Source organism: Arthrobacter oryzae, assembly GCF_003634095.1.
Classification (GTDB): Bacteria; Actinomycetota; Actinomycetes; order Actinomycetales; family Micrococcaceae; genus Arthrobacter; species Arthrobacter oryzae.
Map to the genome: position 1 here is coordinate 922,438 of NZ_RBIR01000001.1, position 13,777 is coordinate 936,214.

Here is a 13,777-nt window from a genome sequence, read left to right on the forward strand (position 1 = left end):
GGTCAGTTGGACGGGAAGTTGTAGGAGGCGCCGGAGGCGTGGTGCGTTTCCGGCCAGCGGGAGGTGACCACCTTGCCGCGGGTGTAGAAGGAGACGCCTTCGGGGCCGTAGATGTGCTTGTCGCCGAACAACGACGCCTTCCAGCCGCCGAAGGAATAGTAGGCCACCGGCACCGGCAGCGGCACGTTGATACCGATCATGCCGACGTCCACGGAGCGCTGGAACTTCCGGGCGCTGGCGCCGGAGGAGGTGAAGATCGCCGTGCCGTTGCCGTAGGGGTTGGCGTTGATGAGCTTGATGCCCTCCTCCAGGTCTTCCACTCGGACCACGACCAGGACTGGCCCGAAGATTTCCTCTGTGTAGGCGCTCATTTCGGTTTTGACGTGATCGATCACGGTGGGGCCCACCCAGAACCCGTCCTCATGGCCGGGGACCACGAGGTCGCGACCGTCCACCACCATGGCGGCCCCGGCCTGCTCGGCCTCGGCGATAGTCTTGATGATGAACTGACGGGAGTCGGAGCTGATGACCGGGCCCATGTCGGCGTCGGGCACGGTGCCGTTCTTGACCTTGACGTCCAAGGCACGCTCCTGAACCTTTTTGACCAGCAGGTCGGCGGCGTCACCGACGGCGACGGCGACCGAGATGGCCATGCAGCGCTGGCCGGCAGAGCCGAAGGCTGCGGCGGCCAGGTGGTCGGCGGCGTTGTCGAGGTCGGCGTCGGGCATCACGATGGCGTGGTTCTTCGCGCCGCCCAGGGCCTGGACCCGCTTGCCGTGCGCGGTGGCGACTTCAAGGATGTGCTTGGCGACCGGGGTGGAGCCGACGAAGGAGATGGCGTCCACGTCCGGATGAGTCAGCAGGCCGGAGACCACCTCGCGGTCGCCGTGCAGGACCTGGAAGACGCCGTCAGGCAGGCCGGCCTGCTTCCACAGCTTGGCCAGCAGCATGGCCGCGGACGGCACCCGGTGGGAGGGCTTGAGGATGAAGGCGTTGCCGGTGGCGATCGCCATCGGGGCCATCCACAGCGGCACCATCACCGGGAAGTTGAACGGGGTGATGCCGGCGACGACGCCGACGGGCTCGCGGAAGGAGAAGACGTCGATCCCGGTGGAGACCTGGTCCGAGTAGTCGCCCTTGAGCAGCTGCGGGATGCCGCACGCGAATTCGATGACCTCCAGGCCGCGGCCGATCTCGCCCTTGGCGTCGGAGAGGACCTTGCCGTGCTCGGCGGTGATCAGCTCGGCCAGCTCGTCCACGTGCGCCGCGACGAGCTCACGGAACTTGAAGAGCACGCCGGTGCGCTTGGCCAGGGAGATGTCGCCCCAGGAATCGGCGGCGGCGCGGGCGGCGGCGACCGTGGCGTCCAGGTCTTCCCGGTTGGCGAGCCGCAGTTCCGCGGAGACGGCGCCGGTCGCGGGGTTGTAGACGGCCTTAGTGTCGGTCCCGGTGCCTGCTGCCTCGGCTCCGCTGATGAAGTGGCTGATGGTGGTGACGGTCATTACTGCTCCTGTAGTAGGTGGTGTTCCACGGGGTGCACCGGTTCGACGTTCCGTGGCAGTCCTGAGGCGAGGGATTCCTGGATGGCGAGACGGACGGCCAGGTTCTGCTCGGTGAGTTCCCGATGCACCACCTCGTGTCCCGCGTTGCGGGCCCAGACGCTGAACCTCTCAATTTCGACCTTGAAAGGGTCTTCGGCGATGTCGAAGACCTCCGTGCTTCCGTCCCTGAGCGAAACGGTCACCCTTGCCGGGTCCCCGGGGTCCGGGTCGAACGCCTTGTCGAGCGTGATTTGGCCCTTGGTGCCGATGATCTGGAACGTGTTCGTGCGAGGTCCTTCGAAGCCGCAGTCGAAGGTTCCAAGGACGCCGTCGTAGTCCAGGATCGCGGCGACGCTTGTCTCGACATGGTCCGTTGGGCTCGTTCCCTTGGCATAGACGCTGGAGGGCAGGCGTCCCATGACCATGTTCATGATGTCGATGGCATAACACCCGACGTCGTTGACGGCGCCGCCCTCGAGGCCCGTTTGCAGGCGCACGTCTCCCTGGCTGCGGTCCATGACGAAGTGGAACCGCGCATGCATCGAGACAACCTGGCCGATCCGGCCGGCGTCGATGAACTCACGGACTTTTTGGTGTTGCGGATGGAATCGGTACATGAAGGCCTCCATGAGGCTCACGCCGTTCCGCTCGCAGGCCTCGACGACGAGGGCGTAGTCTTCAAGGCTTCCGACCAGTGGCTTCTCGCAAAGGATGTCCTTGCCTGCCTCGGCTGCCTCGACGATCCACTTAGCGTGGAGACCGTTGGGGAAGGGTAGGTAGACGGCCTCGATGCTCGGATCGGCCAGCAGTTCCTCGTGCGATGTGTAGACAGTCGGGATGCCAAAGCGGGCGGCGACGTCGGCGGCCCGCCCGCTGGGGCTGCTGATCGCCGAGACGGCCGCGTTGCGGGCTTTTTGCATCGCCGGCAGGAACCGGTCCTGGGCTATACGGGCAGTTGTAAGGACGCCCCAGCGCACCGCGCTCATGGGGCGAGCCCGGCTTCCAGATCCCGGAGGAAGGCTACGGACTGCCGGACATCCCGCACGGGGCCTTCATCGGCCGGTTCGGTTTCCAGGATGGTGTCCTGTTCCATCGTGAACCAGCCGCCATACCCGGCCGCGAGGAGGTCCCGGACGATACCGGCGATTCCGACGTCTCCCTGTCCCAACGGGACGTACATTCCGGTCTTGACCCCGTCAGTGTAGGAGATTTCACCGTTCTGAACCCGTTCGGCGACGGTCTTGCGCACATCTTTCAGATGCGTGTGGCCGATCCGGGAGGCGTAGTCGCGGGCGAGCTGTCCGGGGTCCGTGCCGCCGATGAGGAGATGCCCGGTATCAAGGCACAGATTTGCAGCGGTGTCGTTCAGGACCCGGTTGACGTCCGATGTCGTTTCGATCATGGTGCCTACGTGGGGGTGCACGACGGCTTGGATGCCCCGATCGGCCGCCGCCTTGACGATGGCGTCGAGGTTGCGCCCGAACAGGTTCCAGCCGTCTGCGTCGAGTTCGTGGCGCTGGTCATAGCCGGCGACGCCGGTTTCGGCGGCGAGGACCATGATGCTGGCGCCCGCTGCCTGGTAGGCCTCCAGTTCTGCGGAGACAGCTTTAAGCGGGTCCTTGGCGGCGTCGTGCAGGATGACGGGAAAGAATCCTCCGATGGCCTGCAGGTTGTGCCGCTTGAGTACTTCCGCGCGTTCGGTTGCCTGTTCGGGGAGGAAGCCTGCCGGGCCGAATTCCGTCGCGGTGATGCCCAGTTCGGTCATCTCGGACAGCACGCGGTCTGCTTCGAGTTGGTAGCCCCATCCGGGGACTTCGCACACGCCCCAGGAAATGGGGGCGGCGGCTAGGCGGCTGGTGATGGTGCTCAATCTGATCCTCCGTATACGTTTTGGTCCCAGTCGATGACCGAGCCGGTGACGACTCCGCTCCGGTTGGAGAGGAGAAAGACTACAAATTCGGCGATCTCGTCCACTTGTCCGAGCTTGCCCATGGGCACAGAAGCGTTGGCCTTTTCCAGCCAGTCCTCTTCTGCGCCGTGGAATTTCCGCTGGGTTTCGGCCTCGCCCTCGGTGGCGGTCCAGCCGATGTCCAGGCCGTTGATGCGGATCTTGTCCCAGCGGTGGGCGTGTGCGGCGTTCCGGGTTACCCCGGCCAGTCCGGCCTTCGCCGCGACGTAGGGCGCCAGGTACGGTTGGCCGCCGAGTTCGGCTATGGAGATGATGTTCACGATGTTGCCGGGCGCTCCACGCTCCCGCAGGTGCTTGATCGTTTCGGCCATGATGAAGAACGGGGACTTCAGGTTTACGGCGATGTGCGCGTCGAAGAGCTCCGGGGTGGTGTCCAGCATGGTTCCGCGGGTGGTCAGGCCGGCGGCGTTCACGGCGCAGTCGATCCGGCCGAAGGCGGAGATGGTTTCCAGTACCGAGGCCCGTGCCTGTTCCACGTCTGCCAGATCGGTTTTGATGAAGCGGGCCGCGACGCCGGACTTCGTCAGTTCGGCGGCCAGGTCTTCGCCTGCCTCGGTGTTGCGCCCGGTCACGGCGACTCCGCCGGCGCCCTCGGCTGCTGCCCGGCGGGCAATGCCGGCACCCAGACCCTGAGTGCCGCCGCTGACAAGGACAACCTTGTCTTTGAGAAGTGGACTGTTCATTCGTTACTCCTCGCCGATTTTTACGGCGCGGCCGGATCTGGCGGACTCTTCGGCCGCATTGGCCAGGATGAGCGCCATCACCCCGTCATCGAATCCCGGGCTGCAGGCTGTGCCTCCGCGGATGGACTGCACGAAGCTGTCCAGTTCGTTGCGGTAGGCCTGGGCGTAGCGTTCCAGGAAGAAGGGCAGGTAGGCGTCGGACTCTTCGGTGCCGGTTGCGTTGTATTTGCGCACGGTGGTCGGAGTCATGTTGCCGGCGGTCAGCAGGCCCTCGCTGCCGAATGCTTCCAGCCGCTGATCGTGGCCGTAGGCACTGTGGCGGGAATTGGTGATCGTGATGAGCTCGCCTCCGCGTCCGCGCAGGCTAATGACCACCGAGTCGAAGTCGCCGGCCTCTTCGATGTAGTCGCAGAAAAGGTTCGAACCGGTGGCCGAAACTTCGATAATGTCCGGGACGAAGAACCGGGCCATGTCGAGGTCGTGGATGCTCTGGTCCCGGAAGATCCCGCCGGAGGTGAGGATGTAGTCCTTGGGCGCGGGGGCGGGGTCCCGGCTGATGATGGTCAGCTGCTCCAGGCGTCCGATTTCGCCGGCCTCAACCCGTGCGCGGACGGAGGCGAAATTCGGGTCGAAGCGACGGTTGAAACCGAGCATGAGCGGGGTTTTGGTCCCGCGGATCTGGTCCCGGCAAACGCGGACGCGGTCAATGTCCAAATCGATGGGCTTTTCGCACAGGGCGGCGACACCGGCGGCGACCGCCCGGGAGATCAGGTCGACGTGGGTGCTCGTGGGCGAACCGATAATGACGGCGTCGAGGTCCTTGTTGGCGAAGACCTCATCAGCGGTTTCGACGGCCTGCGCCCCGGTTGTGGCGGCGAGTGCCTGGGCGCCTTTGATAAACGGGTCGGCGATCCACGCCAGCTCAAGATCGGGGTGGGCGGCGATGTTGCGGGCATGGACCTGGCCGATGCGGCCTGATCCGAAGAGTGCAACCTTGAGTGGTCGGTCAGCGGACATGCGTGATGGTCCTTTCTTGTTCTCCGCCGGCGAAGGATTCGTCCGCGGATGATTGATGGTGGCTACTCGTGATGGTGGAGCCTCCGCTGTTCACGGTGTGGCCACCGCCGCGGGGGTGCGGCCGGCCAGGACGTCGACGGCGCCCTTGGCGGCGTCGCGGACGGTGTGAACCATTCCCTGACGGGTGAAACCCATCAGGTGCGGGGTCAGCACGACGTTGCCGTGGTCAAACACGGGGTGGTGTTCCGGGGGCTCGGGATCAAAGACGTCCAGACCGAGACCAGCCAGCTGACCGGTGAGGAGGGCACCGTGCGCCGCCTCCAGATCAACGAGGCCGCCCCTGCTGCAGTTGATGAGGATGGCACCGGACGGCATCAGTGCGATGCGTTCGGCGTTGATGAGGTTGTGGTTTTCCGGCGTCAGCGGCACGTGCAGGGTGACGAAATCGCTGCGGCGCAGCAGGTCCTCCACCGTCTCGCAGCGGATGCCGGCCGGGACCTCGGCGAACGGGTCAAAGGCCAGGACGTTGAGGTCAAAGGCTTCGGCGATTCGGGCGACGCGGCGCCCGATGCGGCCGTAGCCGATGATGCCAAGGGTGAATCCTTCGAGGTCGCCGACGTTGACGGACGACCTCTCCTCCCAGCGGCCGTCCCGGACCAGCGACGTCAGGGTGGACAGCTTCTTGACGAGTGCGAGGAGGTGGGCGAAGACCCCCTCAGCGACGGATGCGGTGTTGCTTCCCGGGGTGATCACCACCGGGATGCCGCGGCGGTTTGCCTCGGCGACGTCGACGAGATCGGTACCGACGCCCGTCCGGGCAATCACCTTCAAGGCGGGCATGCGGTCAAGGAGTTCACGGTCCACGGGGTAGGCGGCGCGGACGATGGCGGCATCGGCCCGGGCGAGATCTTCTTCTGTGGGGTTATGAATCATTTGTTGGTGGGGCGCCAGCACCGGTTCGACCAGTCCGGCCTCCACGTCGCCGAGAGCTACGACTATTTGGGGTGCGGTTATTGAAGCCATCGTCATCCTTGAAGATGTGAGGGTGCGCCCCGGCCGGCCCTTGGAGGGCCGTGGGGTGACTATACGAATGAGGGGGTGGGTCAGATGCCGAGCAGGCTGGACTTGCGGATGACCAGGTGCGGGACGATGGGCTGGTGGACGAAGCCGCCGCCAAAGTCGTGTGCCTGGATGCGCTGCAGGAGCGTTTTCGCCCCGGTGACGCCGATCGTCGAGCTGTCGGGATCGACAGTGGTCAGACCGAGCCGGGGCATGGCGCCGAGGGAGATGTTGTCGTAGCCGGTGATCCCGACCTGAAGTCCGCGTTCATCTGCGGCGGTCATCGCTCCCAGGGCTGCCAGATCGTTGATGCAGGCCAGTGCCGTGGGCCGCAGCCGGCCGGACGAGCCGAGGGCCCGTTGAGCTGCCACGTATCCGGATTCCTGGGAGAAGTCCGCATCAACAATGTGGATGTTTCGTCCGAGACCATGGCGTTCCATGGCCTCGGTGTATCCGCTGGCGCGTGCGGTCCCGACTGAACCGCCGAGCCCGCCCAGGTGTGCGATGCGTTCATGGCCCTGGTCGATGAGGTGGTCCACAACCATGGAGAAGCCGTGGGCGTCGTCGCTCCGGACTACATCGGCTGTGTCGATGTAGTCCGGGCCTCCGCCGGCGAAGACGACGGCTCCGCCCGAGACAACGCGGTTAAACGGTGCCTTGTCCGGGACGGTACCAACGACGAGAAGGCCGGCGACCCGCAGATCGCGGAAGGCCTGGAGGATGGACAGGTCCACTCCCCCGCCGGCCGCCGCCGACGCCGTGACCGCGCTGAAGAGCACGGTGTGGCCGGCCTCTTCCAGTACCGGCCGGGCGGCGTCGACGACATCAAAGGCCCAGGGGTTGTGCAGATCGCTGACCAGCACGCCGATTGTTCCGTTGCTGCGGGTTGAGAGCGACCTCGCGGCCGTGTTGAGCTCGTAGCCCAGCTCTTCCACAACGTCCAGCACCCGCTGGCGGCGTTCGGCGCTGACCCGGGGAGAGTCGCGCAGCACGAGGGAAACCAAGGACTTCGATACGCCGGCACGTTCGGCCACGTCCAAGATCGTTGGCCGCCGGCCAGATGCAGTCGCCATGGTTAGCTCCGCGCCGCAGTTGTGCCGTGGATTTCCTCGATCTTCTGCCACTGTCCGGACAGTGAGGACGCCTCGGCGGCGCTGACGATCGCCGCGGCGGAGGCGGCATCATGGATGTTCGAATTTTCCTGGGCGCCTCCTGCGACGGCGACGAGGAACTTCTTCGCTTCGATGACCTTGAGATCGTCGAAGCCCATGCTGTTGCCCGGTCCGGGCTGGAAGCGGGCGTAGTCGCCGTGACGCGGGCTGGCGTTCACGGTGGTGTAGCCCTGCTCGTCGTTGTTGCGGCCCAGGCAGACTTTGAGTTCGTTCATGCGTTCAAAGTCCCATTTGAGCGAACCTTCGGTTCCGTAGACTTCGATCTGGTAACCGCATTCCGGTCCCACGGCGACGCGGGAGGACTCGATGGTGCCGACGGCCCCGGCGCCGCGGGCGGACGGGCCGAAGCGGACCAGCGCTGCTGCGTAGTCCTCATTTTCAACCTCACCCATTTCCCCGTTTTCGATCACCGCGAAGTGTGTAGCCGACCCCATGGCGAGCTTTGGCCGCTGCGTGTAGACCGTGCTGGTCAGCGCAGTGACCTCGGCGATGGGTCCGACTACATACTGGCACAGGTCGGTGGCGTGGCTGAAGAGATCGGCCAGCACGCCGGTGCCGGCGAGTTTCCGGTCGAAGCGCCAGGACAGGGCGCCGTTGGGTTCGGAGGCGTACCCGGAGAAGAACACCGCCCTGACGTTGGTCACCCGGCCCAGGCGCCCGGAGGCGACGAGCTCGCGGGCGTGCTCCACGGCGGGGGCGTGCCGGTAGTTGTAGCCGATGGAGGTAACTACGCCGGCTTCCACGGCTGCTTCCTGCACAGCGGCCGTTTCCGCATAGCCGCGCCCGACCGGCTTCTCGATCCAGAAGTGCTTGCCCGCCTTGGCGGCCGCGATGCCGATTTCCGCGTGGAGGAAGTTGGGTGCGCAGATGGATACGACGTCCACGTCGGGGTGGTTGAGGACATCGTGGTAGTCGGCGGTGCCCTCGGCGAAGCCGAGGACATCCTTTGCGAACTCGATTCTGCTGGGTTCGGTGTCGGCGGCGATGACGAGCTTGGTCGTCAGGCCGAGTTCGGGGTAAACGTACGGTACGGCCTGGTAGGCGCGCGAGTGGAGCTTTCCCATCCATCCGACGCTGATGAGGCCGACACCGATGGTGCGGGTTTCTGTGCTCACGTTCTTGCCTTTCTTTCTAAAAACGTTGTGGTCAGTTGCGGGCGGTGTCGAAGGCGTCGCGGAACGCCGCCGCCATGATGGTCGAGTCGGAGCCGATGGCGACGAACCGGAAGCCCTGCCGGACATACTTGGCAGCTCCCGGACCGTCCACGGCCAGGATTCCCGCCGCCTTGTTGTGCTGTTGCGCCGCGGAGACGACGCGCTGCAGGGCCTCCTGAAAGACGCTGCTGTCCAGCTGCAGCGGGACGCCCAGCGCGTAGGACAGGTCCAGGGGTCCGACGAAGACGACGTCGACGCCGTCCTGGGCCGCGATGTCTTCGACGGACGCCAGCGCTTCCAGGGTTTCGATCTGGATGATGCCGAGGGTTTCCTGGCGGGGTTCGGTAAGGGTCCGGCGGTCCATGCCCCAGCGGCAGGACCGGTTGTAGGTGGCCACGCCGCGGTCTCCGTGGGGCGGATACAGCATGTGCCGGACCGATTCTGCGGCCTGGTCGACGGTGTTCAACCGGGGAACCATGATCCCCGCGGCTCCCTGGTCCAGGACGCGGCCGATCCGGATGCGGTCCCCGGATTCGACCCGGACGATGGTCGGAACGCCGTAGCTCCCGGCGGCAATGACGCCGTCACGGACCGCGTCTTCACCACCGGAGCCGTGTTCAAGGTCGATCAGCACCCAGTCGGCGCCCGCCGCAGCGCAGACTTCGGCGGCCGTTGCCGAGGACATTCCCACGAAGGTGCCGACGGTGACTTCGCCGTCGGATAGGCGTCGGCGCAGCTGCCCGGCGTCCAGCGGTCCTGAATTGATTGGTTCGTTGCTCATCCGAACCACCGCTGGCGGCCGCGTGCCTGCTCGTAGTCGGCGCGCAGGGTGCGGACCCATTCCTGTTCGGATACTTCCGCGGGAGCCACATCCCACCAGACGTCGCCGCCGGGCAGGTCCACGTGGGGCACCGTGGGGACCACGATCACGACGGGACCTTGCGTGTCGCGGGTGGAGGCCAGTGCGTCCCTGACCTCCGCCGCGGTGGTGGCCCGGATGGCCAGTGCGCCGAGGCCCTCGGCGATCTGCCGCAGGTCCACCTTGAGGTACTCGCCGTCGAGGCGGGCCTTGGGGGCATCGGCGGCTGCCACGCTGCCTCCGGCTGTGCGGTAGCGGAACTCGTTGCCGAATTCCTTGCCGGTGCGGTTCATCTGCAGCCGGTGAATGACCTGGTATCCGTGGTTTTCGGAGACGATGACCGTGACGTTGAGCCCTTCCTGCGCCGCGGTTAGGATCTCCGTGGGTGCCATCAGGAACGTGCCGTCGCCGATGAAGGTGACGACGCGGTTGTCATTGTTGCCTTCGGCCAGGCGGACGCCCATGCCGGCCGCGATCTCGTAGCCCATGCAGGAGAATCCGAACTCCAGGTGGCAGTGCCGGTTCCCCGTGGCATCCCACACCTTCTGCAGGTCACCCGGAGGTCCGCCTGCCGCGGCGATGACGGTGTCCCCGGAACGTGCGTGTTCCTGCATGATCCCGATCAGCTGCGGCTGGGTGAGGACCGCTGCGGTCACCGGTGCGTGCGGGTGATCCTCAGCGTTGTAGGGGGTGTCTGCATCCAGCCACTGTGTCCGGATGGGCGCCCAGCGGGCTTTCTCCGTTTGGACGGTGTCCTGCCAGGCATCAGGCGTGCTGTGTCCTTCCAGCGCCTGGGCCAGGGCTTCGAGCCCCAGCCGGGCGTCGGCGAGGATTCCGGTGGCACCCTGCTTGCGGGTGTCGGCGTCCACGACGTTCAGTGCGGCGAACGTGACGTCGTCGTATTCGAAGATGGACTGAGAGCCGGTGGCGAAGTCGGTGAGGCGCGTTCCCACGCTGAGCACCAGATCGGCCTGCTTGACCAGGACGTTGGAGGCGAAGTTGCCTTCGAGCCCGACGCCGCCCACCTGCCACCATTCATCCTTGGTGACTGCACCCTTGCCGCCGAAAGTTTCCACCACCGGAATGCCGGCTTGGCCGGCCAGACGCTCGAGTGCCGCGTGGGCGTCCGAGTAGTGAATGCCACCGCCGGCGATGATTACCGGGCGACGTGCGGCCCGGATGAGCTCTGCCACCTCCTCGATCTCTGCCGGGTCGGGCAGGGGGCGACGGATCTTCCAGTCCCGGGGGGCGAAGAAGTCGGCCGGGAAATCGTAGGCGTGGGACTGCACGTCCTGGGGCAAGGACAGGACCACCGCGCCGGTATCCGTGGGACTGGTCAGCACGCGCATGGCCTGTGGCAGGGCCGTCAGGAGCTGCTCGGGACGGGTGATGCGGTCAAAAAAGCGCGAAACCGGGCGGAACGCGTCGTTGACGGTGGCATCCGCTTCGGTGGGGTGCTCGAGCTGCTGCAGCACCGGACCCTGATGACGGGTCGCGTACGTGTCCCCGGGGAGGAGGAGCAGGGGAAGCCTGTTCACGGTTGCCAGTCCGGCGGCGGTGACGAGGTTGAGGGCGCCCGGACCGATGGAAGCCGTGACGGCGAGGACGGCCTGGCGCCGGCTCGCCTTGGCAAAGGCAGTGGAAATGTGGGCCATGTACTGTTCGTGGCGGCCCTGGATGAACGGCATGTCATCGGCCATTTCGTCAAAGGCCTGGCCTAGGCCGGCGACGTTGCCGTGTCCGAAGATCCCAAGGGCTGCAGGGACCAGGCGGCGCCTGACGCCGTCGGTAACGGAGTGTTGAACCGAGAGGTATTTGATGACCGCCTGGGCGGTAGTGAGCCTGATGGTCTGTGGGTTAGTGGTCATTGCCTTATTCCAGTAGGTGGTGGGTTACCAGGGGCGTCCGTGCAGGATGACCGTTTTTTCCTCGGTCATTTCCTGCACTGCGGAGCGGACGCCTTCCTTGCCGATGCCGCTGCCCTTGAGCCCTCCGTAGGGCATGAGGTCGGCCCGCCAGAGGGGCGTCCAGTTGATGTGGATATTTCCGGCGTCAATCTGGCGCATGGCCCGGATGCTTCCGGCGATATCGCTGGTGAAGATTCCGGCGCCGAGACCGTAGTCGTTGTCATTGGCCATGGCAATGGCCGATTCGATGTCCGACGCCGAGGAAACGGCGACGGCGGGTCCGAAGAGTTCGTTGCGGCTTAGCGGAGAGCGGGGGTCCACGCCCGCGACGACGGCCGGGGTGACGACTGCTCCCTGGCGGTCCCCGCCGGTGAGGACTTTGGCCCCTGAGTGGCGGGCTTCATTAATCGAGGAGTGGACGCGCGCCGCTTCCTCTTCTGAGATGAGCGAGCCGAGGCGTGTGCCCTCTTCCTTGGGGTTGCCCACCGCGATCGCCTCCACCTTGGGCACGAGTGCGTCCAGGAAGTCTGCTTCGACCCGGCGGTCAACGATGACCCGCTGCACGGAGATGCAGACCTGGCCGGCGTTGATGAAACCGCCTGCCGCCACGGCGCTGGAGGCCAGTTCAATGTCAGCGTCCGGGAGGATGATGACCGGGCAGGAGGCACCGAGCTCCAGGGACAGTTTCTTGACTCCTGCGATCGAGCTGATGCGGGTGCCTATGGCGGTGGACCCGGTGAACGAGACTTTCCGTACCCGCGGATCAGTGACGAGCACATCGCCGAGGGTGCTTCCGGGGCCGGTCAGGACAGACAGCGCCTCCGGCGGGAGTCCGGCGTCCACGAAGCACTGCGCCAGCTTCAAGGCGGTCAGCGGGGTCGCGCGGGCAGGCTTCAGCACCACGGCGTTGCCGGCTGCCAGAGCGGGGGCGATTTTGTGCAGCACCAGCAGCGCGGGGTAGTTGAAGGGCGTGATGGCCACGACGATGCCGCACGGCTGCCGGAGGGTGAAGCCGATCTTGTCCAGCCCGGTGCCCGCGTTGGCGTCCAGCGGAAGGGTGGAGCCGTACAGCTGGCTTCCTTCGTAGGCAGCCAGGCGGATGATGTTGCCGGAGCGGCTGGCTTCTCCCCTGGCTTCGGTGATCGGCTTCCCGGTTTCCGCACTGATGGTCTGGGCAATGTCCTCGGCGCGTTCATCAGCCAGCGCCGCGGCGCGCAGGAGGATGTCCACCCTCACGTGCGCCGGCGTGGTCCTTTGCAGGTGGGCGCCGATCTCGGCGCGGTCGAGGGCGGCCTGGGCGTCCTCAACCGTAGCAACGGGGACCGTGTCAATGATCCGGCCGTCAAAGGGTGACCGGACTTCCTCGGACCTGCCGTCGGCGGCGCCGCGCCAGGTTCCGGCGATTAGCATTTGCATGGTTGCTCCATCTGGGTGGACGAGCGGCCCTACCGATCCTGCGGGAATCGGGGTTTGCCGTTCGAATTGAATGTGATCTGTCGTCTCCAGCGTTGCGCCGGAGCCTTGGAGGTGATGGCTAGTGCCGTGCGTGTGAGCCGATGCCCTGGCGTTCTGAGTCGACTTCGGCGACCTCTGCCTGGACTTCCTTGACGATGTCGCCGTGGCCGCCGAGTTGTTCGAGTTCGTGGGCGAGTTCGGCGAGTTCGGCGCCGCCGGCCATTTGGGCGGTGAGTTCGTCGAGGGTGATGTCCTTTTTGTCGTAGTAGCCGATCGACTTGCCGCGCTTGAGCAGCAGGAACCGGTCCCCGACGGGGAAGGCGTGGTGCGGGTTGTGGGTGATGAAGATGACCCCGAGGCCGCGGTCGCGGGCCTGCAGGATGTAGCGGAGCACCACGCCGGACTGCTTCACGCCCAGGGCTGCGGTGGGTTCGTCCAGGATCAGGACCTTCGCGCCGAAGTACACGGCGCGGGCGATCGCGACGCACTGGCGTTCACCGCCGGAGAGCTGGCCGATGGGCTGCTCGACGTCGCGCAGGTCGATGCCCATCGCGGCGAGTTCCTTGAGCGTGATCTCCTTCATCTTCTCGACGTCCATGCTCTTGAACGGGCCAAAACCGGAGGTCAGCTCGGAGCCGAGGAAGAAGTTCCGCCAGATCGGCATCAGCGGCACCACGGCGAGGTCCTGGTAGACGGTGGCGATGCCCACGTCCAGGGCGTCACGGGGGGAGGAGAATTTCCGGTCCTCGCCCATGACCTTCAGGGTTCCGGCGTCGTGCTGGTGCAGCCCGGCGATGATCTTGATCAGCGTGGACTTGCCCGCGCCGTTGTCGCCCAGCACGCAGGTGACGCGGCCGTTGTCCACCGCCATGGTGACATCGGAGAGGGCGATGATGTTCCCGTAGTGCTTGGCGACCCCGTCGAGGGAGAGCAGGTGCACGGGGGTGTGGGTGAGCGGGTC

At 65.9% G+C, this 13,777-nt stretch carries 12 protein-coding genes; all 12 read right to left on the reverse strand.

Going from position 1 to position 13,777, the window contains the following annotated elements; all coding sequences use genetic code 11:
- Window positions 1–2 precede the first annotated feature (2 nt).
- On the reverse strand, window positions 3–1,502 hold the full coding sequence (locus C8D78_RS04310) for a CoA-acylating methylmalonate-semialdehyde dehydrogenase (RefSeq protein WP_120950592.1): 1,500 nt from the start codon (window positions 1,500–1,502) through the stop codon (window positions 3–5).
- Window positions 1,502–2,527, reverse strand: coding sequence for a Gfo/Idh/MocA family protein (locus tag C8D78_RS04315; RefSeq protein ID WP_120950593.1), 1,026 nt, complete (start codon window positions 2,525–2,527; stop codon window positions 1,502–1,504). Before C8D78_RS04315 ends, C8D78_RS04310 begins: the two co-directional genes overlap by 1 nt.
- Entirely contained in the window at window positions 2,524–3,411 is an 888-nt protein-coding gene (locus C8D78_RS04320; protein ID WP_120950594.1) for a sugar phosphate isomerase/epimerase family protein, read from the reverse strand. The genes C8D78_RS04315 and C8D78_RS04320 overlap by 4 nt, the downstream gene beginning before the upstream one ends.
- Complete coding sequence (locus C8D78_RS04325) at window positions 3,408–4,193, reverse strand: SDR family oxidoreductase (RefSeq protein WP_120950595.1); 786 nt, start codon at window positions 4,191–4,193, stop codon at window positions 3,408–3,410. Before C8D78_RS04325 ends, C8D78_RS04320 begins: the two co-directional genes overlap by 4 nt.
- Before the next feature lie 3 nt (window positions 4,194–4,196).
- Complete coding sequence (gene iolG, locus C8D78_RS04330) at window positions 4,197–5,210, reverse strand: inositol 2-dehydrogenase (protein WP_120950596.1); 1,014 nt, start codon at window positions 5,208–5,210, stop codon at window positions 4,197–4,199.
- Window positions 5,211–5,300: 90 nt separating this feature from the next.
- Complete coding sequence (locus C8D78_RS04335; protein ID WP_120950597.1) at window positions 5,301–6,233, reverse strand: hydroxyacid dehydrogenase; 933 nt, start codon at window positions 6,231–6,233, stop codon at window positions 5,301–5,303.
- An 80-nt stretch (window positions 6,234–6,313) separates the two neighbouring features.
- On the reverse strand, window positions 6,314–7,342 hold the full coding sequence (locus C8D78_RS04340) for a LacI family DNA-binding transcriptional regulator (RefSeq protein WP_120950598.1): 1,029 nt from the start codon (window positions 7,340–7,342) through the stop codon (window positions 6,314–6,316).
- Window positions 7,343–7,344: 2 nt separating this feature from the next.
- Window positions 7,345–8,556 carry a Gfo/Idh/MocA family protein gene (locus tag C8D78_RS04345; protein ID WP_120950599.1) on the reverse strand — a complete coding sequence of 404 codons (1,212 nt, stop codon included), beginning with the start codon at window positions 8,554–8,556 and terminating at the stop codon, window positions 7,345–7,347.
- A 31-nt stretch (window positions 8,557–8,587) separates the two neighbouring features.
- Window positions 8,588–9,376: an HpcH/HpaI aldolase family protein gene (locus tag C8D78_RS04350; protein ID WP_208641859.1), complete on the reverse strand. Its 789-nt coding sequence runs from the start codon at window positions 9,374–9,376 to the stop codon at window positions 8,588–8,590.
- Window positions 9,373–11,322 (reverse strand): 3D-(3,5/4)-trihydroxycyclohexane-1,2-dione acylhydrolase (decyclizing), encoded by a 1,950-nt coding sequence (gene iolD, locus C8D78_RS04355; protein ID WP_120950600.1) that lies wholly within the window; start codon window positions 11,320–11,322, stop codon window positions 9,373–9,375. The genes C8D78_RS04350 and iolD overlap by 4 nt, the downstream gene beginning before the upstream one ends.
- 24 nt (window positions 11,323–11,346) lie before the next feature.
- A complete protein-coding gene (locus C8D78_RS04360) occupies window positions 11,347–12,777 on the reverse strand; it encodes an aldehyde dehydrogenase family protein (RefSeq protein WP_120950601.1) in 1,431 nt (476 codons plus the stop codon).
- Between the two features lie 118 nt (window positions 12,778–12,895).
- Window positions 12,896–13,777: ATP-binding cassette domain-containing protein (locus C8D78_RS04365; protein WP_244208234.1), on the reverse strand; the 882-nt coding region annotated here is incomplete at its 5' end.

Excerpts from the sequence above, each read along its gene's own strand:
- C8D78_RS04310 (WP_120950592.1), bottom strand. The coding sequence starts at position 1,502 with ATGACCGTCACCACCATCAGCCACTTCATCAGCGGAGCCGAGGCAGCA.
- C8D78_RS04315 (WP_120950593.1), bottom strand. The coding sequence starts at position 2,527 with ATGAGCGCGGTGCGCTGGGGCGTCCTTACAACTGCCCGTATAGCCCAG.
- C8D78_RS04325 (WP_120950595.1), bottom strand. The coding sequence starts at position 4,193 with ATGAACAGTCCACTTCTCAAAGACAAGGTTGTCCTTGTCAGCGGCGGC.
- iolG (WP_120950596.1), bottom strand. The coding sequence starts at position 5,210 with ATGTCCGCTGACCGACCACTCAAGGTTGCACTCTTCGGATCAGGCCGC.
- C8D78_RS04335 (WP_120950597.1), bottom strand. The coding sequence starts at position 6,233 with ATGGCTTCAATAACCGCACCCCAAATAGTCGTAGCTCTCGGCGACGTG.
- C8D78_RS04340 (WP_120950598.1), bottom strand. The coding sequence starts at position 7,342 with ATGGCGACTGCATCTGGCCGGCGGCCAACGATCTTGGACGTGGCCGAA.
- C8D78_RS04350 (WP_208641859.1), bottom strand. The coding sequence starts at position 9,376 with ATGAGCAACGAACCAATCAATTCAGGACCGCTGGACGCCGGGCAGCTG.
- iolD (WP_120950600.1), bottom strand. The coding sequence starts at position 11,322 with ATGACCACTAACCCACAGACCATCAGGCTCACTACCGCCCAGGCGGTC.
- C8D78_RS04360 (WP_120950601.1), bottom strand. The coding sequence starts at position 12,777 with ATGCAAATGCTAATCGCCGGAACCTGGCGCGGCGCCGCCGACGGCAGG.